Here is a 21,049-nt window from a genome sequence, read left to right on the forward strand (position 1 = left end):
GAGCAGGCTCGCTCCCACATTGGATCTGAGTGAACTCGGTCAATTGTGGGAGCGAGCCTGCTCGCGAAGAACGATGACGCGGTGGAATGCCGCCCACAAAATGTAGGGTCAGCGATCGGCCGAAAACCGGTCGCGACTGTTGGTCAGGTGCAGCCACATGGCCGCCCGCGCCGCGTCCGGATCCTGGCGTTTGATCGCGTTGAGAATCGCCTCGTGCTCAAGGTTGGCCAGTTGCCCGAGCTTGCTCAAGTCCACTGCGCCGCGCTCGGCGGCATTGACGCGGGTGCGCGGGATCATGGCGCTGCCCAGGTGCTGCATGATTTCGGTGAAGCACACGTTGCCGGTGGCTTCGGCGATCAGCAGGTGGAAGCGCTTGTCGGCTTCGACGCAGCTGTCGTTGTTGGCCAGCAGGCTTTGATAGTCGTCCAGCGCTTCGCGCATCTGTGCCAACTGATGATCCGTGCGACGGGTTGCCGCCAGTGCGGCGGCCTGGGTTTCCAGGCCCATGCGCAACTCCAGAATGCTGCGCACCCCCAGCGCGGTATCGACATTCAACCGAAGCCCTTGCTCCGGTGCTCGCTCGATAACAAAGGTGCCGATGCCGTGGCGGGTTTCCACCAGCCCCGACGCCTGCAACTTCGAGATCGCCTCGCGCACCACCGTGCGACTGACCCCGTGCTCCTGAACAATCGTGTTCTCGGACGGCAGCTTGTCCCCGGGCAGCATCTGGCCGAGCAAGATGCTCTGGGTCAGTTTGGCCACCAGGTCATGGGCCAGGTTGTGGGTGCGCTTGCGGGCAGGCGCGTCGAGGTCTTCTTGCATGGCGATCATCCGAAAGCAGGGCTAACGGAATCGTAGCACTGCGCTCGACGGGAATCTCAGGAAAACGCCGACCAACTTGTATGACAACATTCAACAAACAAGGTATTCGAGACCATCATAAAGGTCATGCATTAGCGTAAAAGAATAATAAACACTCCATAAAGCGCCATTTTGTTGGACAACCACTCTTGCGGTATGAAAAAACGTAGTTGTATGATGTCTATCAACATCGCAACACCCAGTCGCACCCCGCATAAAAATAATCAGTGGGAGATAACGCAGTGAATACATCCATATCCGGGATGAACGATGGCGCCGATTCGGTCCTGAAATCCGCCATCTCGAAAGTGAAACGCCATGTACTGCCGCTGTTCGTGATCATGTTCATCGTCAACTACATCGACCGCGTGAACATCGGCTTCGTCCGCGCCCACATGGAACATGACCTGGGCATCGGCGCTGCCGCCTATGGCCTCGGCGCCGGCCTGTTCTTCATCGGTTACGCGCTGTTCGAAGTCCCTTCCAACATCCTCCTGCAAAAAGTCGGCGCGCGAATCTGGCTGACCCGCATCATGCTGACCTGGGGCGTGGTCGCCGCTTGCATGGCGTTCATCCAGAACGAAACCCACTTCTATATCCTGCGATTCCTGCTGGGCGTGGCCGAAGCCGGTTTCTTCCCCGGAGTGATTTACTACTTCACCCGCTGGTTACCTGGTGTTGAACGCGGCAAGGCGATTGCGATCTTCCTCAGCGGTTCGGCGATTGCTTCGCTGATCTCCGGCCCGCTGTCCGGGTTGCTGCTGCAAATCAGCGGTTTCGGCATGCACGGCTGGCAGTGGATGTACTTCATCGAAGGAATGTTCTCGGTGGGGTTGTGCGTGTTCGTCTGGTTCTGGCTGGACTCCAAACCCCACGACGCCAAATGGCTGAGCCGCGCCGAACAAGACGCGCTGGTCAAGGCCATCGATGACGAACAACTGGCCCGCGAAGCCGCGACGCCGATCAAACCGTCGTTGGGCACCCTGCTCAAGGATCGCCAGATCATCCTGTTCTGCCTGATCTACTTCTTCATCCAATTGACCATTTACGCCGCGACCTTCTGGCTGCCGAGCATCATCAAAAAGATGGGCGACCTGAGCGATATTCAGGTCGGGTTGTTCAACTCGATTCCGTGGTTGCTGTCGATCGTTGGCATGTACGCCTTCGCTTCGCTGTCGGCCAAATGGAAGCATCAACAAGCCTGGGTCGCCGCTGCCCTGCTGATCGCAGCAGCCGGGATGTTCATGTCCACCACCGGTGGGCCGATCTTCGCCTTCGTTGCGATCTGCTTTGCCGCGCTGGGTTTCAAATCGGCGTCGTCGTTGTTCTGGCCGATTCCACAGGCCTATCTGGATGCGCGAATTGCGGCAGGTGTGATCGCGCTGATCAACTCGGTGGGCAACCTCGGCGGCTTCGTCGCGCCGACCACGTTCGGTCTGCTGGAAGAACGCACCGGTTCGATTCAGGGCGGGCTGTACGGCCTGGCCGCGACCTCGATCATCGCCGCGATCATCGTCTTCGCCGCACGCAACAAACCGAAATCCGCACCTGCCTCTGCACTGGCCAAACCAGCGCCCAACCACGCCTGAACACTCATGTAAGAGCACTGTTTTGAAGGACATAACAATGAACGCACAAGAAACCGCCAAAGCCCCGATCATCACCAGCATGCAGGTTGTTCCAGTGGCCGGCCACGACGGCATGTTGCTCAACCTGAGCGGCGCTCACGGGCCGTATTTCACCCGCAACATCGTGATCCTCAAGGACAACGCCGGTCACACTGGCGTCGGTGAAGTACCGGGCGGCGAGCGCATTCGCCAGACTCTCGAAGATGCGCGCAGCCTGGTGGTTGGCAGCCCGATCGGCACGTACCAGAAGATCCTCAATCAAGTGCGCCAGACCTTCGCCGATCGCGATGCCGGCGGTCGCGGGTTACAGACGTTCGATTTGCGCATCACCATCCACGCCGTCACCGGCCTGGAAGCCGCCCTGCTCGATCTGCTCGGTCAGCATCTGGACGTGCCGGTCGCCGCCCTGCTCGGCGAAGGTCAGCAGCGCGATGAAGTGAAGATGCTCGGCTACCTGTTTTATGTCGGTGATCGAAACGAAACCAACCTGACCTACCGCAGCGAGCCGGACGCCGCCAACGACTGGTTCCGCGTACGTCACGAAAAAGCCATGACCGCCGACGCCGTGGTGCGTCTGGCCGAAGCGGCTCACTCGCGCTACGGTTTCAAGGACTTCAAACTCAAGGGCGGCGTGCTCAGTGGCGATGAAGAAATCGAAGCCGTCATCGCCCTGGCCGAACGCTTCCCCGATGCGCGCATCACCCTCGATCCGAATGGCGCGTGGTCGCTGAAAGAAGCCATTCGCCTGTGCCGGGATCAGCATCACGTCCTGGCTTACGCCGAAGACCCGTGCGGCGCGGAAAACGGCTATTCGGGCCGTGAAGTCATGGCTGAATTCCGTCGCGCCACGGGTTTGAAAACCGCCACCAACATGATCGCCACCGACTGGCGGGAAATGGGCCACGCGATCCAGTTGCAATCAGTGGACATTCCGCTGGCCGACCCGCACTTCTGGACGATGCAGGGCTCGGTTCGCGTGGCGCAGATGTGCCATGAATGGGGCCTGACCTGGGGTTCGCATTCCAACAACCACTTCGATATTTCCCTGGCGATGTTCACCCATGTCGCGGCCGCTGCGCCGGGTGAAATCACCGCCATCGACACCCACTGGATCTGGCAGGACGGTCAGCGCCTGACCAAAGCGCCGCTGCAAATCGTCGGCGGCTGCGTGCAGGTGCCGAAGAAACCAGGGCTGGGCGTCGAACTGGACATGGATCAGCTGGCCAAGGCCCATGAGTTGTACAAAGGCATGGGATTGGGCGCGCGGGATGACAGCGTGGCGATGCAGTTTCTGATTCCGGGATGGAAATTCGATAACAAGCGGCCGTGTCTGGTGCGTTAACGCTATTGGAATATCGCAATCCCTGTGGGAGCGAGCCTGCTCGCGAAGACGTCGGCACATCCAGCATCAATGTGACGGATAGACCGCTTTCGCGAGCAGGCTCGCTCCCACAGGTTCTTGTGCTGCTTGCAGCAACCATTGCTTGAACGCCGCCATCGCCGCCGTTTCAGGGCGGGACTGCAAGCGGGTCAGCCAGTAACTGCCGGTAGTGATCCCGATAGCGAACGGTTGTTCGATTGCACCCGCCGCCAGTTGCCGGCCGAACATCAACGGCGGCGCCAATGCCACCCCCGCCCCTTGCAGCGCTGCCTCCATCATCGCCAGCGATGAGTCGAAGACGATGCTTCGGGGCGACGCTGTGTGGGTCGATAGGCCGGTGGCCTGGAACCATTCGGGCCACTCGTCCGTGCGATAGGAACGCAACAGCGTTTGCTGCAACAGGTCTGTCGGAGTTTTCAGTTGCCGGGCAATCTCGGGCACACACAACACCGATAACGGCGCTTCGATCAACCTCGCCGCTTCAATGCCATGCCACGCCCCCGCGCCAAAACGAATCGCGTAATCCAGCCCTTCGGCCGCCACATCCACTCGATTGTTGTGGGTCGACAGGCGCAAATCTATGAACGGATGTTTCGCCTGGAAGTCGGTCAACCGTGGCAACAACCAGCCCACCGCAAACGTCCCCACCGCGCCGACCGTCAATACCTCGCGAAAATGTCCGCCTTCGAATCGCTCAAGGGTTTGCGCGATACGGTCGAAAGATTCGCGCAGAACCGGCAGCAGCGTTTCGCCTTCGCTGGTCAGCATAAGCCCGCGGGGCAAGCGCTTGAACAGGGTCACGCCAAGTTGAGACTCCAGGCTCTTGACCTGATGGCTCACCGCCGCCTGAGTGACACACAACTCAACGGCCGCCCGGGTGAAACTCAAGTGCCGGGCAGAGGCCTCGAAGGCGCGCAATGCATTGAGCGGTAATTGAGGCCGGATCATGACCACTCCCAAATTTTTCTAATGTCTCGTCCGAAATATCATCGGTTGTCGAATTTCGGCAGACTGCATAGATTTGGCTCGCCTATCAGCAACCCGGATTGAAAAGCCGCTCGGAGTGTAGCGGTTAGTACCCTTGAACCTCATGGAAAGTGACTCAATCATGCATAACAAGCTCGCATTCTACAGCGCTTTCGCACTGTTCCTCAGCGCCGGTCATTGCTTTGCTGACGACCGCATCGAAGCCATCGTGAAGGCCGCCATCGAACCGGTGATGCAGCAACAGCAGATCCCCGGTGTCGCGATCGCAATTACCGTCAACGGCCAACCGCATTACTTTAACTACGGCGTGGCCTCGAAGGAAAACGGCAAAGCCGTCACCGAAGACACCCTGTTCGAGATCGGTTCGGTGAGCAAAACCTTCACCGCCACCCTCGCCGCCTACGCTCAGGCCACCGGCAAGCTGTCCCTGTCGGACAAGGCCAGCAGCGTGCTGCCGGATCTGCGTGGCAGCGCGTTCGATAACATCAGCGTGCTGCAACTGGGCACCTACAGCGCCGGCGGCCTGCCGCTGCAATTCCCCGACGATGCCGATGCACCGGACAAGATGTTCGGATACTTCCAGCAGTGGAAACCGACTTATGCCGCTGGCAGCCATCGGCTGTATTCGAACCCGAGCCTGGGGTTGTTCGGTTATCTGGCAGCCCAAAGCATGGGCGCACCGTTTGATGACGTGATGGAAAAAACCCTGCTGCCGAAACTCGGGCTGAAGCACACCTACCTCACAGTGCCGCAGGCTCAGATGGGGCTTTACGCTCAGGGTTACAACAAGGAAGACAAGCCTATTCGGGTTGGGCCGGGGGCACTGGATTCGGAGGCTTATGGGGTGAAAACCAGCGCGGCGGACATGATTCGGTATGTTGAGGCGAACATGAAGCCGGCCAGCCTCGAAGACCCGATGCAACGGGCAATTGCCACGACGCATACCGGTTACTACAAGGTGGGCGAGATGACTCAGGGGCTGGGTTGGGAGTTCTACCACTACCCGGTCACCCTCGATACATTGCTGGCCGGTAACTCGACGCAGATGACGATGGAGGCTCACAAAGTCCAGTGGCTGACCCCGCCGCAACCTCAACCAGAAAACGTATTGATCAACAAAACCGGCTCAACAAGCGGCTTCGGTGCCTACGTGGCGTATGTGCCGTCGAAAGACATCGGCATCGTGATCCTGGCCAACAAAAACTACCCGAACCCTGAACGGATCAAGATTGCTCATACGATATTGAGCGCACTGGCGAAGTAGCCCAGAAACGCGATCTCTCGTAGCAGCTGTCGAGCCTGCGAGGCTGCGTTCGGCTCGGTCCGCGCTCGGGCGCAGCAGTCGTAAAACCTGTATCTGCGTTCTACCTGAAACACCGCATAGTCTGATCTCACGACCGCTGCGCGGCCGAACGCAGCCTCGCAGGCTCGACAGCTGCTACAGATTTCCAGTAGGCGAACAAAATGGGCGACCCCTTGAGGTCGCCCATTGTCGTTACTGCGTCAGCTCAATGCCGAGTCGGCGGCTGAGCGTCAGGTGCATCGTTTCTCGGATCAAGATTTTCCCGTGCCTGATTCACCAACAACTCGGTGACCGCCGCCAATTGCTGAATCGACAGCAGCACCTTGCGGTTCGAGCCTTCCAGTTTCCCGACAAAATTCGCAATCAGGACAGTCAGGGAGGCAAGGTTTTCGCAGGCCTGATTTAGCAGGGTCAGTGTGTCGACTCCAGGAGCAACAGTGAAAATCTGCTGGGGCGTGGCGGTACGCCTGGGGCTTCGGGTGACTGCGCCTTTTGCGGTTTCACACGGCTTCGCGGGATCGAGATGATCGGCGTCGGTTGGGGTTTGCGGTTGCTGCTTGCTGAACTTTTTCACAGACGAGGCTCCTTTTTGTGCCATTGGTGTTTTTCGTCCCTGGATCCCTCAGTGTCGCGGATTCCCACGTCCGACCGCGTTTTTGCGGTGGCTGACGAAGGCTAGCGGTGCGCTCTGACAGAAACCAGTTCATCAAGACCGACAGAACTTGCAGGAAACTTCCGAGACCAATAGAAGCCAATACATCTCACCCTGGAACACCCTTTTCTTTTAGCAATTGCCGAGCAAAAAAATGGGCGACCTCTTGAGGTCGCCCATTTTTCATTGTTGCTACAAAGGTCCGGGGTCAATCATCCGGCATTTCAGGCGGCTTGGCGGGTTTCGCCGACTTGCCTGGTTTTGCGCCCTTGGCACCCTTTGCACCATTGACCGGTTCAGCCGCTTCAACAGGCGTCGCGACCGTCATCGCTGCGGCTTCTTTCTCAGTCGCTGGCAAGGCGTCGATCGTGTCGAAAATTTTCTTCAAATCGACCGATTTTGATTCATCCCCCGAACTCTCAAGTTTCTTTTCGCCGTCCTTGCCCACCAGGATGACTTTGCTCTTCGCGCCGGCACCCAACTTGAGCGAGCGGATCAATGCCGCCGTGTCTTGTGGCCCCAGGTCTTTGCCCTCGCGCTGGCCCATCAAATTGAGCACGGTATACAGGACCATGTTTCGCTCGGTGAACCCCTTGCGGTTTGTCGGATCATCCAGCGACTTTTTCAGGCTGACCCACGTGGGATCGACCGTACTTGGAGCGATGACAATCAACGGCCGGGACCTGCCCTTGTCCATGTCCAGCGGTGAGCCGTCATCGGCAGCGAACAAGGCGCCGGCGAAAGCCAGCAGGGTAGTCAGGGTCAATGACCTGATGAGCATGCGCATCTCCTTTTGATATCCACGCTCTAATGATTGCGCATCGCGGCGTTCGTTCCGGGTGACGCTCGCAATTATGTCTCGCCTTGCCCCAAGCTTAGGTCAGGGCGGTCATTGCGCAACAGGCTGAGCTAATCTCATAGCTCAACAACCAAGCCCTGATCCGCCGTGAGGACCTGTGCATGAGCGCTCAGTTGAACCACACCATCGTCTGGTGTCGTGACAAGCAGACATCAGCCAACTATCTGGCAGACATCCTCGGTCTGCCCGGCCCCGAACCCTTTGGCCCGATGCTGATCGTCAAGTTCGACAACGGTGTGTCGCTGGACTTCTACGACAATGACCCGCCGATAGCCTCCCAGCACTACGCGTTTTTGATCGGTGACGAGGATTTCGATGCGGCCTTCGCCCGCCTGCAAGCCAGAAAGCAACCCTGGTGGGCCGACCCCGGCAAACAACGCCCAAACGAGATCAACGATTACGGCGGTGGCCGGCGGGTTTATTTCGATGACCCGGACGGGCATCTGTTGGAGATTCTGACCCGGCCCTAAGCGGGCCTGCCAAGCGGGTTTGTTTCTGGAACCTCTACCCGATTAAAAGGCCAGTTTGTACCCGATCAGCACCAGCATCGTGGCCAGGCAAGGTCGCAGCACTTCATCGGAGATACGGCCCGTCAGGTGACTGCCCAGATAAATCCCCGGCAGCGAACCGATCAGCAAGTAACCCAGCACGTGCCAATCCATGTTGCCCATGCTCGCATGGCCGAGACCGGCCACCAGGGTCAGCGGTACGGCGTGCGCGATTTCCGTGCCCACCAGGCGGCGGGTCGGCAGCAGCGGATAGAGAATGAACAACGCGACAGTGCCCAGGGCGCCAGCGCCGATGGAGGTCAGGGCAACCATGGTGCCGAGGACCAGGCCGGTGATCACGGTCAGCGCATTCAAGCGGTTGCCGCTGGGGTTGTAATGACCGCCCGCGCGTTTGTGGGCGAAATCGAGCAGGCGTTTCTTGAAGAAAATCGCCAGCGCCGTGGCAAACAGGACAAAGCCCAAGGCCTGCTTGATGACCGCGTTCATCGCCTCGGGCGACGTTTGCAAGGTGCTCAGGAACCACAATGTCAGCGCCACCGCCGGCACACTGCCGAGCGTCAGCCAACCGGTAATGGCCCAGTCGATGTTCTTGTTCTTTCGATGAACCAGCACGCCACTGGACTTGGTAATCGCCGCGTACAGCAAATCCGTCCCCACTGCGGTGGCCGGATTGACGCCGAACCACAACAGAATGGGGGTCATCAACGAACCGCCACCGACCCCGGTCATCCCGACAATAAAGCCGACCACCAGACCTGCCACGACTAAACCGAAATTACCGAATTCCATTAACACGCCCACAAAAAACGCATGAAAAATCTGGTCCGCAGCATAGCGATTTTTCTTATAACCACTTATATCGATGCGATCTATCTTTATGCCACAAGTACGCAGTATTTCCTGTGCACGCAGTTCCTTGTGGGAGCGAGCCTGCTCGCGAAGGCGGTTTGGCAGACACTGCAAAAGTGTCGGTCCTGCCTCTTCGCGAGCAGGCTCGCTCCCACAAGGGGTTCACTGTACTGGGAGAAAATTGAGGAACAGCAAACTCTGCGCGTAATTCAAACCGATCCGTCGGTAGCGTTCGTCCAGCATCTGCGTCAGCAGGTCCAGCCGCGCGACGATCTTGCCGAACTCCACGGCGAAACTCAGGTTGCTGCCCTCCTCCGAAATTTCGTTGGAAAACAGCAACGGCTCGCCGTTCTTGCTTTGCCGCTGGCTGAGTATCCAGGTGGCTTTCTCGATATTGCGGGCGGCGTTGCTGACGAACGTCGGGTTGATCACATCCGTCATGTAGAACTCGAGCCGATTGCCGTGGGCGGTGACGAGCATGCTGCCGATGGCGTAGATGAAGGCACCGACCCGGTCGCCGAGAAACTCCGGGCTCATGGCATAACTCAGCGCTGCCAGGTCTTTTTTGCCACCCAGGGTCGGCAGCGGTTGTTGCTGTTCGATGGCCATGCGCACTTGCTTGCCAGCGGTGCGGGCGTCGAGGAAGCCGGATTTTTTCAGCTCGTCCGGGTTGCGCAGGTAGAGCTTGCTCATCAGCAGGTAGAGGCTGTCGAGGTTGTCGCGCATCGCCAGGGTCGCTATGCGGTCGACGCTGGTCTGGAGGAATTCCTGGGGTTTGCCTTCGCGGAACTGGCTGACGATGTCGCTGCCCTGCTGCTGGCTGCACCCGGAGGCGGCGAGCATCGACAAGCAGGCCAACAGCAGGCAATGGCGGCGGATTCGCGGGGTGGTGCGGAGTAAAACTCGAGCCATGGGTTATTGAACTTGGGCATGGGCCGGCGGTGGGGATTCGCCGCAGGCTGGCCAAGGATAGAGCCGTGAATCCTTGAAAAGTGCAGTGCCGACGGTCCGTAAGCGTTGGCATTCGTTAAGAGGATCACCATATTAGTCATACTTTATAATTGCAACAGTTCATACATAAGCTATAAATCCTTCCTTGATCGGATTAAAACTCGATTATTAGTATGACTACTTCTTCAAAAACAACAAAAAGGAAGGTCAACCATGCTTCAATCCCGACACCCACTCTGCGTCCTTGGACTGTCCCTGATGATCGCCACCCTCTCCGCCCAGGCCGCCGGCCTGTCCAGCGAACACAAGTCCTTCGGCAAAACCAATGACGGCACGCCCGTCGAGCAATACATCTTGCGCAACAGCCATGGCCTGACCGCCACGGTCATTACCTACGGCGGCATCCTGCAGTCGCTGAAAGTGCCGGACAAAAACGGCAAGTTCGACGATGTGGTGCTCGGTTTCGATAACGTGCAGGGCTACCAGAGCGGCACCGCGTACTTCGGTGCGACCATCGGGCGCTTCGGCAATCGCCTGGCCAACGGTGCTTTCGAACTGGACGGCAAGCGCTATCAGGTACCGCTCAACGACGGTTCCAATTCGCTGCACGGCGGCCCCAAGGGTTTTGACAAAGACGTCTGGAAAGCCCAACCGAGCAATGGCAAGGATTCGGTCGGCGTGACCCTGACATACCTGTCGGCGGACGGTGAAATGGGCTTCCCCGGCAACCTGAAAACCGAGGTCACCTACAGCCTCAACGAGCACAACGAGCTGCGCATTGACTACAAGGCTTCCACCGATAAAGCCACGGTGTTGAATCTGACCAATCACAGCTATTTCAACCTGGCCGGCGCCGGTAACGGCGATGTGCTGAAACAGCTCGCCACCCTGCATGCCAGCCATTACACGCCTGTTACCGGCAAATTGATCCCGACCGGCGAACTGGCCCCGGTGGCCGGCACACCGATGGACTTCACCCAACCGACCGCCATTGGCAAGAACATCAAAGCCGATCACCCACAGTTGAAGTTTGCCGAACCGAAACAGGGCGGCTTCGATTTCAACTGGGTGCTGAACGCCATGGGTGATGTGGGCCAACTCGCCGCCGAGGTCAGCGATCCGCAATCCGGTCGTCGCTTGCAGCTCTACACCAGCGAGCCCGGTGTGCAGTTCTACACCAGCAACTTCCTCGACGGTTCGGTCAAGGGCAAGGCCGGCAAGGTCTATCCGCACTGGGGCGCGTTCACGCTGGAGACCCAGCACTATCCGGATTCGCCGAATCAGCCGACCTTTCCGTCCACGCGCCTGGACCCGGGCAAGACCTATGCCCAGAGCACTGTGATGAAGTTTTCTGCCAACTAACTATCCGACATCACACGATCATGTAGCAGCTGCCGAGCCCGCGAGGCTGCGTCCGAGGACGAAGTCCTCGCAGTTCCTGCGCACGCGATGCTCCTGAAACACCTCATTGTTTGATTCGGCGACTGCTTCGCAGCCGGACGCAGCCTCGCAGGCTCGACAGCTGCTACAGGTCGATGGAACCACCGGGGTATTCTGTTGCCAACCGAAGAGTACTTATCGATTCAAAATAAGGAGATTTGAATGCGGACCCTCGAACTGGCCGGCGTCAACGTACCGGTCATCGGTCAAGGCACCTGGCGCATGGGCGAAGATCGTTCCCGGCACACCCAGGAAGTGGCGGCTTTGCGCCTCGGCATCGAATTGGGCATGACCCTCATCGACACCGCTGAAATGTACGGCGAGGGCGGCGCGGAGGAAGTGGTCGGTGAAGCCATCGCCGGCAGACGTGATGAAGTGTTTCTGGTCAGCAAGGTGTACCCGCACAACGCCAGCCGCAAAGGCATCCCCCAGGCGTGCGAACGCAGTCTGCGGCGGCTCGATACCGATTACATCGATCTCTACCTGCTGCACTGGCGCGGCCAGTATCCCCTCGAAGAAACGGTCGAAGCCTTCGAACGCCTGCGCGAAGAAGGCAAGATCGGTCGCTGGGGCGTCTCCAATTTTGATGTCGACGACCTGGAGGAACTGGCCTCACCGGCCTGTGCCACCAATCAGGTGCTCTACAACCTGGAAGAACGCGGCATCGAGTTTGATCTGCTGCCCTGGAGCCGCCAGCATCAAATGCCGGTCATGGCCTACTGTCCGATCGGTCAGGGTGGGCCTATGCTGAACCATGCAACGCTCAAACAAATAGCCGCCCGTCACCGTGTGACGCCGGCCCAGGTAGCACTGGCATGGATGCTGCGTAAGGAAGGCGTGATCGCCATCCCCAAAGCGGTCCGACCCGAGCACGTGCAACTCAACGCGCAAGCCGCGCAATTGCAACTGGAGGCTGGGGATCTGGAGGCGCTGGACCAGGCGTTTCGCGCGCCACAACGCAAACAGCGGTTGGCCATGGTCTGAGCCATCGCAGTCTGTCAGAGGGCTTCGGCATGAGAAGCACTGATCAGGACGATTCCTTTAATCTGCAACGCTTTATCCAGGCACAGGACCCGGTGTTCAAACGGATCCAGGCCGAGCTGAACGCCGGTCACAAGCGCAGTCACTGGATGTGGTTCATCTTTCCGCAATTCTCAGGATTGGGCGGCAGCGAGATGTCCCGCCACTTTGCCATTCGTTCCAAAGAGGAAGCTGCGGCGTACCTCAATCATCCGCTGCTGGGTTCACGGTTGCGCACCTGCACGCAATTGGTGCTGAACATCGAAAACAGCTCAATTACGGCCATCTTCGGTCACCCCGACAATCTCAAGTTTCACTCTTCCATGACGCTGTTCGCCCAGGTTGCCGGCGCTAACAGCGACTTTCATCGAGCACTTGACCAGTATTTCCACGGCATCCTGGATGACTGGACGTTGTTGCTACTCGACTCAAAACAGGCCCAGCTGCCCACCAATCAAGGTTGAAAAGTCGTCGTCCACGAAGGGCAGAATGGCGTCCGCCACCGGTTGCAGTTGCCGGGTGACGTAGTGGTCGTAGTCGATGGGCGCGCTGCGGATTTCCAGCGGTTCGGGCCCGGCGACGGTGATCACGTAACTGATCCAGCCACCGTTCTGGTATTGCCGCGGGCGGCCCTGCTGGTCGTTGTAATCATCGGCCATTCGCGCGGCACGCACGTGAGGCGGCACATTGCGCTGATAGTCATCAAGGGTGCGGCGCAGGCGCTTGCGGTAGATCAGGCGATCGTCGAACTCCCCCGCCAAGGTCTTGCGCACATAGTCGCGCACATAATCCTGATAGGGTTTGCGATTGAAGATGCGCAGGTACAACTCCTGCTGGAATTGCCGGGCCAGTGGCGACCAGTCGGTGCGCACGGTTTCCAGGCCTTTGTAGACCATTTCGTCGGTGCCATCGACGCGGGTCACAAGCCCCGCATAGCGCTTCTTGCTGCCCTCCTCGGCGCCGCGAATGGTCGGCATCAGAAAGCGCTTGTAGTGGGTTTCGAACTGCAACTCCAAGGCACTTTCCAGACCGTATTGCTGCTGCACATGCTCGCGCCACCACTGGTTGACGTGATCCACCAGCGCGCGGCCGATCTGTGCGGCTTCTTGTTGACCATGGGCACGGCGCAGCCAGACGAAGGTCGAATCGGTGTCGCCGTAAATTACCGTGTGGCCCTGGGCTTCGATCAGCTGTCGCGTACGTAGCATGATCTCGTGACCGCGCAGGGTGATGGACGACGCCAGGCGTGTGTCGAAGAAACGGCAACCGCTGGATCCGAGCACGCCGTAAAAAGCGTTCATGATGATTTTCAGGGCCTGGGACAACGGCGCGTTGTGTTCGCGCTTGGCGGTTTCGCGACCTTCGGCGACCCGGGCGACGATGGCGGGCAGGCAATGCCGGGTTCTGGAAAAACGCGCGCCGCGAAAGCCTGGCACCGACTCGCTGTCATCGGGATGTTTAAGCCCCTCGATCAAGCCCACCGGGTCGATGAGGAAGGTTCGGATGATCGATGGATAGAGGCTTTTGTAATCGAGCACCAGCACCGACTCGTACAGCCCCGGTTGCGAGTCCATGACAAAACCGCCGGGGCTGGCCTGCGCAGGCTTGTTCCCAAGGTTCGGCGCAACGAAACCCTGGCGATGCATCAGCGGCATGTAAAGGTGCGTGAACGCCGCCACCGAGCCGCCGCTGCGATCCGCCGGCAAACCGGTGACGCTGGCCCGTTCCAGCAGGAAGGTCAGCAGCTCGGTCTTGGCGAAAATCCGCGTCACCAGCTCGCAATCCTTGAGGTTGTACTTGGCCAGGGCCGGTTTGTCCTCGGCGAACATGCGGTTGATTTCGTCCATGCGCTGGTACGGATTGTCGATCGACTTGCCCTCACCAAGCAGGGTTTGCGCGACGTTTTCCAGGCTGAACGAGGGGAAACTCCAGGTCGCCGAACGCAGGGATTCGATCCCATCGATGATCAGCCGGCCAGCAGCCGAGGCGAAATAATGGTTGCGGCTACCGTGTTCACGCCACTGCATTTCCTCGCCTCCACGCCCCAGTTTCAGCGGCACCGCCAGGCGCCGGGCGTGTTCGTGAAGCACACGCAGGTCGAATTGCACGACGTTCCAGCCGATGATCGCGTCGGGATCATGGCGGGCGAACCATTCGTTGAGTCTTTTCAGCAGCAGGGTTCGGGAATCGCAGTATTCGAGCTGGAAATCCACTTCGCTGTCGTCGCCATTGGGCGGGCCGAGCATGTAGACCTGGCGCTCGCCGCAGCCTTCCAGGGCGATGGAATACAGCTCGCCCTGAGCGGTGGTTTCGATGTCCAGCGAGACCAGCCTGAGGTTCGGGCGATAGTCGGGGTCGGGTTTCATCTGCGCATCGAGCAGCAGGCCTTCGGCGTTCGGCGTGCCACTGAACCGGACCGGCGCGGTGATGAAACGCTCCATCATGTAGCGTTCCGGCGGGCGCACGTCGGCTTCGAACATGTCGACGCCGGCCTTGCGCAGCGCGGTTTCCAGGCGCATCAACTGACCGTGCTGCTGGCAATACAGGCCGAGCACCGGGCGGTGCTCGAAATCCAGCAGCGCCAACGGCCGCAGCTCGACGTTCTTTTCGCCGCGCAGCAGCGCTTCGGCCTGCTCGCGCTGGGCGGCGGGGATGAACGCCACCGACGGTTGATGAGGCAGGCGGATCCGCTGGGGACCGGTATCGGTCGCCAGCCAGAACTCGACTTCCGTACCGGCCGGGGTATCGCGCCAATGCCGAGTCAGGACGAAGCCCCGCTGTAAATCCACCACTGCAACCTCGAATCTGATTCAGAGGGAGATTCTACGCGGGATCGGGATGGAGAGCGTGGTGGCTTATGGATTTGGCAGCCTTTGGAAACACCCCTCACCCTAACCCTCTCCCCACGGGGTAGAGGGGACTGACCGAGTTGATTTTTAGACGTTCTGCGACCGAGGAAATAGAGTCGAACTCAGGCTCGAAAACCATAAAGATCAGCTCCCTTTCCCCCTCTCCCCCGTGGGGAGAGGGTTGGGGTGAGGGGTGGCTCTTGAAGTCGCTGCCAGATTGCAGGTGTTTATCGACCTGGTACGGAGATATTCGGAAGAAAAACCGCTGAATGGCGTTTTTTGCGCGTTATCTGCCGCTTTCTGCCTTGCCCTCAGCGCCCGTGTCTACGATTCTTCAAGGACAACGACAACACCTGAGAAACTGCCATGAAAACCGTCGCCCAACTGCTGAAGTTAAAGGCTGAACAGAATCATGAGGTCCACACCATTGCGCCGCATCAAATGGTGCTGGAAGCGCTGATGGTCATGGCCGCGAAAAACGTCGGCGCATTGCCGGTCTTGAGGAATGGCGAGGTCGTCGGCATCATCAGCGAGCGTGACTATGCGCGCAAACTTGTGCTCAAGGGCCGCTCCTCCGTCGGTACACCGGTCGAAGACATCATGGTGTCGCCGGTGATCACCGTGGACACCCATCAAACCGTCGAAACCTGCATGGGCATCATGTCCGACAAACGCCTGCGCCACTTGCCGGTGGTGGAAAACGGCCAGCTAATTGGTTTGCTATCGATCGGCGACCTGGTCAAGGAGGCCATCGCCGAACAGGCTGAGCTGATTCGCCAGTTGGAGCAGTACATCCGCGGCGAATAGATCAGTCCGGCCAATGCCGCGCGAAGACCGGTGCCAATGTCGGGTGCCGGTCGATGCGCGTAAGCCACGCGAAAAACCCAGGCCTTGCACTGCGTAAATGTTCCCGGCTACCCGCCCATCTGGACACCACAGCCGCCAGCACATCCAGCGCCCCCGGCGTCTCGTCACCCAGATACAAATCGCCCGAAAACTGATCGGCAAACACCTCCCAACTCCTGTGCAGTCGCGCGCGGGCGCCGGCCATGAGGTTTTGCCTGGACGATTCATCCGCCTCGGCCAACCAACGCTCGGGGTAGTCGATGATGCCAATGGCCGAATAGCAATTGCTGACGATGTACACCAGGCCGCGAATGGCCTGATCCCGCGCGGCGGTGTTTTTCGGCAGCAGATTTGCTTTGGGAAACGTGAGCCCCAGGTGAATCAGAATCGCCGCGCTCTCGGTGAGAACGCTGCCATCGGGCAATTGCAGTGCCGGAATCTGCTTGAGCGGATTGAGCTTCTCCAGCGCGTGGGTCGCCTCGGGAGAGGCTTCAACGTCGATGAAGCGGTAAGGGATTTCGCAAAGCTCCAGTGCCGCTTCTATCGCGGCAGCGCCGGAGTTCTGGTGTCCGTATAGCTGGTACATATCGCGCGCTCCTGGCGAAACGAAAATAGCGTCAGCAGACGATTGGGCACGAGGCACGCTCCCTGCCATTGGGCCGGGCGATACAGGTAAGATACGCCTCCCGGGCCGCACTCATGACTACCTGTCGCGGTTCAAGCCCTACTGCACACTTCAAGGAAAGAACATGCGCCAACAGGATGGCGGTCTCGCCTCGTTTCTTCGTCTCTATGGGTTGCTTCTGGCTGGTTTGGCCTTGAGTGGCTGCTCGCCGAGCGAACACTCGTCTTCGGCCAGTCTAGCCGGTGAACAAGGGCGCGGTGGCGCCATGCTCGCCTATGAGCACGAACTGCAACTGTTGCTGCCCCAGGCGCAAATCGGGCCGCGCTTGCAGGCCACACGCGAGGCCTGCGAAACCGCACGCTTCGGGGCCTGTAACGTTCTGCGTATCGAGCAAGGCGCCGGCCGCGCCGAGATCACTTTGCGCATTGCCCCCGCTGGCGTCGAACCGCTGGTCACGATGGCGGCCGAGGGTGGGGAACTGGGTCAGCGGATCACCAGCGCCGAAGACCTGGCCGATGCTGTGGACGACACTCGTCGGCGTCAAGAACGGCTCAAGGCTCAGCAGCAACGTCTGGATGAATTGGCGGCCCGCAAAGACATCAGCGTCACGGACCTGATTACCTTGAGCAAGGAACAGGCAGGGATCGAAAACGACCTGCAAGCCCTGGCCCAGATCGCCGCCGGGCACCAGCGCCGACTGGACACCAATCGGGTCACGCTGTCGTTCCTGCCGACCGGCGCCAGCAGTCGCTCGTCGCACCTGAGCCAAGCGTTCAGCAATTTGCTGGACAACCTGGCCGATGGCGCCGCCGATGCGCTGGAAAAAGTCAGCTACGCGCTGCCCTTCCTGATTCTGGCCTTCCCGCTGTTCATGCTGTGGGTCTGGTTGTGGCGCAAGTTTGTTCGCCGTCGCACCTGAGTCGTTGAACTGAAACATCACGCTCGCGTGGGGTGCCTCGTCCTTCCTATCATTGCCGTCGATGTTCACCATCACGGCAATGAAGTTCTCATAAAAAATCCGCGGCGTAACATCAGCTCCAGACCCAACAACTACACCCCGGAGCACACCCTCATGAAACGCCAAACTATCCTCAGCATCGTTTTCTCGGTTTTTGCAGTTAACGCTTTCGCCGCTACCTCTGCTCACCCGGTTGTCGCTGAAGGCGGCTCGGATCGTCTGATTGAAAGTCGTGTGGCCGAAGGTGGTTCGGATCGTTTGATCGAAAATCGTGTTGCCGAAGGTGGCTCGGATCGTCTGATCGAGAAACGCGTTGCTGAAGGTGGTTCGGATCGCCTGATCGAGAACCGCGTTGCAGAAGGTGGCTCGGATCGCCTGATCGAAAACCGCGCTGCGTAAATGAATGGTTTTACCGCAGTACTCAATGAGAAACCCGGCCTCATCAGCCGGGTTTTTTTACGCCTGTTTTTTGCGCTCGGTCACTTGCCGGCCCGCGCCATGCAACGCTGATAACGCTCATCGACCCGCTTGGCAAACCACGCCGTGGTGAGTTTGCGGGTGATTTTCGGGCTTTGCAGCACAATCCCCGGCAACACCGCACGCGGTAATGGCCGACCTTCCGCCTTTTCGGCCAAGGCGAAAACCCGTGCATAGAGCTGGGTGTCCTCGAATTCGAAGTTTTTGCCCTCCTCCAATTGGTCCCGAAGGGTCGGATTGCGCATGCCCAGTTGCTTGCCGAGGGTGCGCACCGCCAATTCCGTGGTGCCCGGCATGATCGAATCGTAGCGGACCAGGTCACCGTCCAGCGCCAGCGGTATGCCCGACGCGCGACTCACCGCGTTCTGAAACGCGGCATTGCGACTGGCGTACCAACCGGCATTGAAATCGGCAAAGCGATACAGCGGTTGTTTGTAGCTCACCGGATAACCGAGCAAGTGGGCGATACCGAAGTACATGCCGCCGCGACGACTGAACACTTCATGACGGATCGAGCCGTCCACCGGGTACGGATACGCCTTCGCCTGCTGCTCGGCGAAGTCGATGCTGACCTGCATCGGCCCGCCGGTGTGCACCGGGTTGAACCCACCGAACAGCGTCCGACCCATGGGCACCATGCCGATGAAGTCATCGAAGATCGCGCTGAGCTCTTTTTCGCTGCGCGCGGCATTGAGTCGGTCGCTATAGCTTTTGCCGTTGGATGAACTCACCTGCAGCGCACCGCTGACCAGCAGGCCGGGAATGTGGGCTTTGTCGGCACGGCGGTCGATCTCCTCGCGGGCGATTTTGCCCAGGCCCGGTACGGGTGGGTCCACCTGAAAGGTCGATTCCTGCTCGGTGACCGCCAGTACCGAGCACAAGTTTTGGGTGGATGGATAAATGTTCTGGGCAGCCAATGCTGCGTAAATATCGGTAGCCCAGCCTTGACGATCGGTGGTTTGGGCCGGCAGCAGGCGCACGATCTCGGCCTTGACCTCGGCAGGCTTGCGAGCAGGGAGCTCTTGCGTGCGCTGAGTGCCGCAACCCGCCAGCACCAGCAGCGCGGCGACGCTCATCATCAATCGATTGGCTTGCATGTTGCTCCATCAAATCCGTTGAGCCGGGGTAACCATACGATCAATGGCATGGCGCAGGCTATGACTCTCGCCGCCCCCCACTGTTCCCCGTAGCAGCGCGGGGCCTTTTTCCGTTTGGCAGACATCCTGCCCGTCTGTCGCGGCTGAACCATACTTGAGCCACACACCGAGGAGGACAGTCTCATGAACCGTAGCGACGTTCTGATCATCGGCGCCGGCCCGACCGGGCTGGTGTTGGCGCTGTGGCTGAGCAAGCTTGGCGTGCAAGTACGCATCATCGACAAGACGTCGACACCCGGAACCACGTCGCGGGCGCTGGCCGTGCAGGCACGGACGCTGGAGCTGTATCGCCAGCTCGACCTCAGCGATGCGGTGGTGCAGAACGGTCATCGAGTGGCCGCGGCGAACTTCTGGGTCAAGGGCGAACCCGTGGCGCGCTTGCCGTTGAGCCGCATCGGCGAAGGCCTGACACCTTATGCGTTCCTCGAAATCTTTCCTCAGGACGAACACGAACGGCTGCTGATAGACCGCCTCGAAACCTTTGGCATCAAGGTGGAGCGCAACACGGCGCTGGAGAGTTTCGTGGAAACCGGTGACGGCATCACCGCCTATTTGCGCTTGGCCGATGGTCAGGAGGAAACCTGCCAGGCTTGCTATCTGGCAGGTTGTGACGGTGCCCGGTCGATCGTGCGCAAGACCCTGGACACCGGATTTCCCGGCGGCACCTACCAGCAGATTTTCTACGTCGCCGACGTGCAAGCCAGCGGCCCGACGTTCAACGGCGAACTGCACGTGGATCTCGATGAAGCGGATTTTCTCGCGGTGTTTCCCTTGGCCGGTGAAGGCCGCGCCCGCCTGATCGGCACCGTACGCGACGAGCGCGCCGAGCAAGCCGAAACCTTGCAATTTGAAGACGTCAGCAGCCGGGCCATCGAACATATGAAAGTAAAGATCGAGCAACTGAACTGGTTCTCGACCTACCGCGTGCATCATCGGGTGGCGGATCATTTCAGCACCGGGCGCGCGTTTCTATTGGGTGACGCCGCCCACGTCCACAGCCCCGCCGGTGGCCAGGGCATGAACACCGGCATTGGCGATGCCATCAACCTCGCCTGGAAACTCGCGGCGGTGTTGAGCGGCGGCGCTGAAGCCAAACTCCTCGACACTTACGAAACCGAGCGCATTGCGTTTGCCCGCAAACTGGTTGCCACCACCGATCGGGTGTTCAGTTTCGTCACGGCCGAAGGGCGCATGGCCGATTTGTTGCGCACGCGTCTGGCGCCGTTCGTGATTCCGAAAATGGCATCGTTTGAGGCGTCCCGTGAATTCCTGTTTCGCACGGTGTCGCAGATCACCTTGAACTATCGCGGGATGCCGTTGAGCACGGGCGTTGCCGGTCATGTTCACGGTGGCGACCGCCTGCCTTGGGCTCACGATGGTGAGGGGGACAATTTCGAATCGCTGAAATGCGCGACCTGGCAGGTGCATGTGTATGGCGACACCAGCGACGAAATGATCGCCTGGTGCCACGAACATCATTTGCCGTTGCATGTGTTTGACTGGCGGCCGGCGTTTGAAGCGGCTGGTCTGGGGCGTAACGGGTTTTACCTGCTGCGGCCGGATACGTATGTGGCGATTGCCGACAACTCTGCCGATCCCAAAGTGATCGAGCGGTACTTCCGGGATCACGGGATCAGACCGTTTTTCGGCAAATCTTGAAGACACCGAAAATCAAATGTGGGAGCGAGCTTGCTCGC

Annotated in this window: 19 protein-coding genes and 1 pseudogene; 11 read left to right on the forward strand and 9 right to left on the reverse strand. The window is 59.4% G+C overall.

Annotation, left to right across the window (positions count from 1 at the left end):
* Positions 1-108: 108 nt before the first annotated feature.
* Positions 109-822 carry a FadR/GntR family transcriptional regulator gene (locus AC3IUE_RS22955; RefSeq protein ID WP_046047599.1) on the reverse strand — a complete coding sequence of 238 codons (714 nt, stop codon included), beginning with the start codon at positions 820-822 and terminating at the stop codon, positions 109-111.
* A 281-nt stretch (positions 823-1,103) separates the two neighbouring features.
* Between AC3IUE_RS22955 and AC3IUE_RS22960 the strand changes: the two genes are divergently transcribed.
* Both AC3IUE_RS22960 and gudD read left to right on the forward strand, forming a co-directional pair.
* Positions 1,104-2,450: an MFS transporter gene (locus AC3IUE_RS22960; protein WP_489263838.1), complete on the forward strand. Its 1,347-nt coding sequence runs from the start codon at positions 1,104-1,106 to the stop codon at positions 2,448-2,450.
* 37 nt (positions 2,451-2,487) lie between these two features.
* Entirely contained in the window at positions 2,488-3,831 is a 1,344-nt protein-coding gene (gudD, locus tag AC3IUE_RS22965; RefSeq protein WP_489263839.1) for a glucarate dehydratase, read from the forward strand.
* 66 nt (positions 3,832-3,897) lie between these two features.
* On the opposite strand, the gene AC3IUE_RS22970 is transcribed toward gudD, so the two are convergent.
* Positions 3,898-4,818: a LysR family transcriptional regulator gene (locus tag AC3IUE_RS22970; RefSeq protein ID WP_489263841.1), complete on the reverse strand. Its 921-nt coding sequence runs from the start codon at positions 4,816-4,818 to the stop codon at positions 3,898-3,900.
* Between the two features lie 160 nt (positions 4,819-4,978).
* Here AC3IUE_RS22970 and ampC point away from each other — a divergent pair, with 160 nt between their 5' ends.
* Positions 4,979-6,121: a class C beta-lactamase gene (gene ampC, locus AC3IUE_RS22975; protein ID WP_489263842.1), complete on the forward strand. Its 1,143-nt coding sequence runs from the start codon at positions 4,979-4,981 to the stop codon at positions 6,119-6,121.
* Between the two features lie 244 nt (positions 6,122-6,365).
* On the opposite strand, the gene AC3IUE_RS22980 is transcribed toward ampC, so the two are convergent.
* The gene (locus AC3IUE_RS22980) at positions 6,366-6,734 is read right to left on the reverse strand and encodes a DUF6124 family protein (protein WP_489263843.1); all 369 of its coding nucleotides are present in this window, start codon (positions 6,732-6,734) and stop codon (positions 6,366-6,368) included.
* Positions 6,735-7,020: 286 nt separating this feature from the next.
* The gene (locus AC3IUE_RS22985) at positions 7,021-7,593 is read right to left on the reverse strand and encodes a DUF4174 domain-containing protein (RefSeq protein ID WP_056740188.1); all 573 of its coding nucleotides are present in this window, start codon (positions 7,591-7,593) and stop codon (positions 7,021-7,023) included.
* Positions 7,594-7,772: 179 nt separating this feature from the next.
* Between AC3IUE_RS22985 and AC3IUE_RS22990 the strand changes: the two genes are divergently transcribed.
* On the forward strand, positions 7,773-8,141 hold the full coding sequence (locus tag AC3IUE_RS22990) for a VOC family protein (protein ID WP_489263844.1): 369 nt from the start codon (positions 7,773-7,775) through the stop codon (positions 8,139-8,141).
* A 42-nt stretch (positions 8,142-8,183) separates the two neighbouring features.
* On the opposite strand, the gene AC3IUE_RS22995 is transcribed toward AC3IUE_RS22990, so the two are convergent.
* Positions 8,184-8,969 carry a sulfite exporter TauE/SafE family protein gene (locus tag AC3IUE_RS22995; protein WP_046047606.1) on the reverse strand — a complete coding sequence of 262 codons (786 nt, stop codon included), beginning with the start codon at positions 8,967-8,969 and terminating at the stop codon, positions 8,184-8,186.
* Positions 8,970-9,191: 222 nt separating this feature from the next.
* Positions 9,192-9,941 carry a hypothetical protein gene (locus tag AC3IUE_RS23000; RefSeq protein WP_489263845.1) on the reverse strand — a complete coding sequence of 250 codons (750 nt, stop codon included), beginning with the start codon at positions 9,939-9,941 and terminating at the stop codon, positions 9,192-9,194.
* Positions 9,942-10,193: 252 nt separating this feature from the next.
* Here AC3IUE_RS23000 and AC3IUE_RS23005 point away from each other — a divergent pair, with 252 nt between their 5' ends.
* From AC3IUE_RS23005 to AC3IUE_RS23015, 3 genes are all read left to right on the forward strand, one after another.
* Positions 10,194-11,342, forward strand: a complete 1,149-nt coding sequence (locus AC3IUE_RS23005; protein WP_489263846.1) for an aldose epimerase family protein — start codon at positions 10,194-10,196, stop codon at positions 11,340-11,342.
* Positions 11,343-11,582: 240 nt separating this feature from the next.
* Positions 11,583-12,404: an aldo/keto reductase gene (locus AC3IUE_RS23010; protein ID WP_056740179.1), complete on the forward strand. Its 822-nt coding sequence runs from the start codon at positions 11,583-11,585 to the stop codon at positions 12,402-12,404.
* 29 nt (positions 12,405-12,433) lie between these two features.
* Positions 12,434-12,904, forward strand: a complete 471-nt coding sequence (locus AC3IUE_RS23015; RefSeq protein ID WP_489263847.1) for a DUF1810 domain-containing protein — start codon at positions 12,434-12,436, stop codon at positions 12,902-12,904.
* Here the strand turns inward: AC3IUE_RS23015 and AC3IUE_RS23020 are convergent.
* Complete coding sequence (locus tag AC3IUE_RS23020; RefSeq protein ID WP_489263848.1) at positions 12,869-15,229, reverse strand: DNA polymerase II; 2,361 nt, start codon at positions 15,227-15,229, stop codon at positions 12,869-12,871. The two genes, AC3IUE_RS23015 and AC3IUE_RS23020, sit on opposite strands and share 36 nt — an antisense overlap.
* A 426-nt stretch (positions 15,230-15,655) precedes the next feature.
* Between AC3IUE_RS23020 and AC3IUE_RS23025 the strand changes: the two genes are divergently transcribed.
* Complete coding sequence (locus AC3IUE_RS23025) at positions 15,656-16,096, forward strand: CBS domain-containing protein (protein WP_008148332.1); 441 nt, start codon at positions 15,656-15,658, stop codon at positions 16,094-16,096.
* Position 16,097: 1 nt separating this feature from the next.
* Here AC3IUE_RS23025 and AC3IUE_RS23030 read toward each other — a convergent pair whose 3' ends face one another.
* The gene (locus AC3IUE_RS23030; RefSeq protein ID WP_489263849.1) at positions 16,098-16,721 is read right to left on the reverse strand and encodes a glutathione S-transferase; all 624 of its coding nucleotides are present in this window, start codon (positions 16,719-16,721) and stop codon (positions 16,098-16,100) included.
* A gap of 163 nt (positions 16,722-16,884) precedes the next feature.
* Between AC3IUE_RS23030 and AC3IUE_RS23035 the strand changes: the two genes are divergently transcribed.
* Positions 16,885-17,679 carry a DUF4349 domain-containing protein gene (locus tag AC3IUE_RS23035; RefSeq protein ID WP_056740172.1) on the forward strand — a complete coding sequence of 265 codons (795 nt, stop codon included), beginning with the start codon at positions 16,885-16,887 and terminating at the stop codon, positions 17,677-17,679.
* A 153-nt stretch (positions 17,680-17,832) separates the two neighbouring features.
* Positions 17,833-18,114: pseudogene (locus AC3IUE_RS23040) on the forward strand (hypothetical protein); the annotation flags it as partial.
* 83 nt (positions 18,115-18,197) lie between these two features.
* On the opposite strand, the gene AC3IUE_RS23045 reads toward AC3IUE_RS23040, so the two are convergent.
* Complete coding sequence (locus tag AC3IUE_RS23045) at positions 18,198-19,292, reverse strand: DUF1615 domain-containing protein (protein ID WP_489263850.1); 1,095 nt, start codon at positions 19,290-19,292, stop codon at positions 18,198-18,200.
* Positions 19,293-19,475: 183 nt separating this feature from the next.
* Here AC3IUE_RS23045 and AC3IUE_RS23050 point away from each other — a divergent pair, with 183 nt between their 5' ends.
* Positions 19,476-21,011 (forward strand): FAD-dependent oxidoreductase, encoded by a 1,536-nt coding sequence (locus AC3IUE_RS23050; RefSeq protein WP_489263851.1) that lies wholly within the window; start codon positions 19,476-19,478, stop codon positions 21,009-21,011.
* Positions 21,012-21,049 lie beyond the last annotated feature (38 nt).

This window comes from Pseudomonas sp. GL_093 (genome assembly GCF_057837605.1).

Bases quoted from the DNA above. Each gene is read 5' to 3' on its own strand.
- AC3IUE_RS22955 (WP_046047599.1), bottom strand. From the start codon at position 822: ATGCAAGAAGACCTCGACGCGCCTGCCCGCAAGCGCACCCACAACCTG.
- gudD (WP_489263839.1), top strand. From the start codon at position 2,488: ATGAACGCACAAGAAACCGCCAAAGCCCCGATCATCACCAGCATGCAG.
- AC3IUE_RS22970 (WP_489263841.1), bottom strand. From the start codon at position 4,818: ATGATCCGGCCTCAATTACCGCTCAATGCATTGCGCGCCTTCGAGGCC.
- ampC (WP_489263842.1), top strand. From the start codon at position 4,979: ATGCATAACAAGCTCGCATTCTACAGCGCTTTCGCACTGTTCCTCAGC.
- AC3IUE_RS22985 (WP_056740188.1), bottom strand. From the start codon at position 7,593: ATGCTCATCAGGTCATTGACCCTGACTACCCTGCTGGCTTTCGCCGGC.
- AC3IUE_RS22990 (WP_489263844.1), top strand. From the start codon at position 7,773: ATGAGCGCTCAGTTGAACCACACCATCGTCTGGTGTCGTGACAAGCAG.
- AC3IUE_RS22995 (WP_046047606.1), bottom strand. From the start codon at position 8,969: ATGGAATTCGGTAATTTCGGTTTAGTCGTGGCAGGTCTGGTGGTCGGC.
- AC3IUE_RS23000 (WP_489263845.1), bottom strand. From the start codon at position 9,941: ATGGCTCGAGTTTTACTCCGCACCACCCCGCGAATCCGCCGCCATTGC.
- AC3IUE_RS23005 (WP_489263846.1), top strand. From the start codon at position 10,194: ATGCTTCAATCCCGACACCCACTCTGCGTCCTTGGACTGTCCCTGATG.
- AC3IUE_RS23010 (WP_056740179.1), top strand. From the start codon at position 11,583: ATGCGGACCCTCGAACTGGCCGGCGTCAACGTACCGGTCATCGGTCAA.
- AC3IUE_RS23015 (WP_489263847.1), top strand. From the start codon at position 12,434: ATGAGAAGCACTGATCAGGACGATTCCTTTAATCTGCAACGCTTTATC.
- AC3IUE_RS23025 (WP_008148332.1), top strand. From the start codon at position 15,656: ATGAAAACCGTCGCCCAACTGCTGAAGTTAAAGGCTGAACAGAATCAT.
- AC3IUE_RS23030 (WP_489263849.1), bottom strand. From the start codon at position 16,721: ATGTACCAGCTATACGGACACCAGAACTCCGGCGCTGCCGCGATAGAA.
- AC3IUE_RS23035 (WP_056740172.1), top strand. From the start codon at position 16,885: ATGCGCCAACAGGATGGCGGTCTCGCCTCGTTTCTTCGTCTCTATGGG.
- AC3IUE_RS23045 (WP_489263850.1), bottom strand. From the start codon at position 19,292: ATGCAAGCCAATCGATTGATGATGAGCGTCGCCGCGCTGCTGGTGCTG.
- AC3IUE_RS23050 (WP_489263851.1), top strand. From the start codon at position 19,476: ATGAACCGTAGCGACGTTCTGATCATCGGCGCCGGCCCGACCGGGCTG.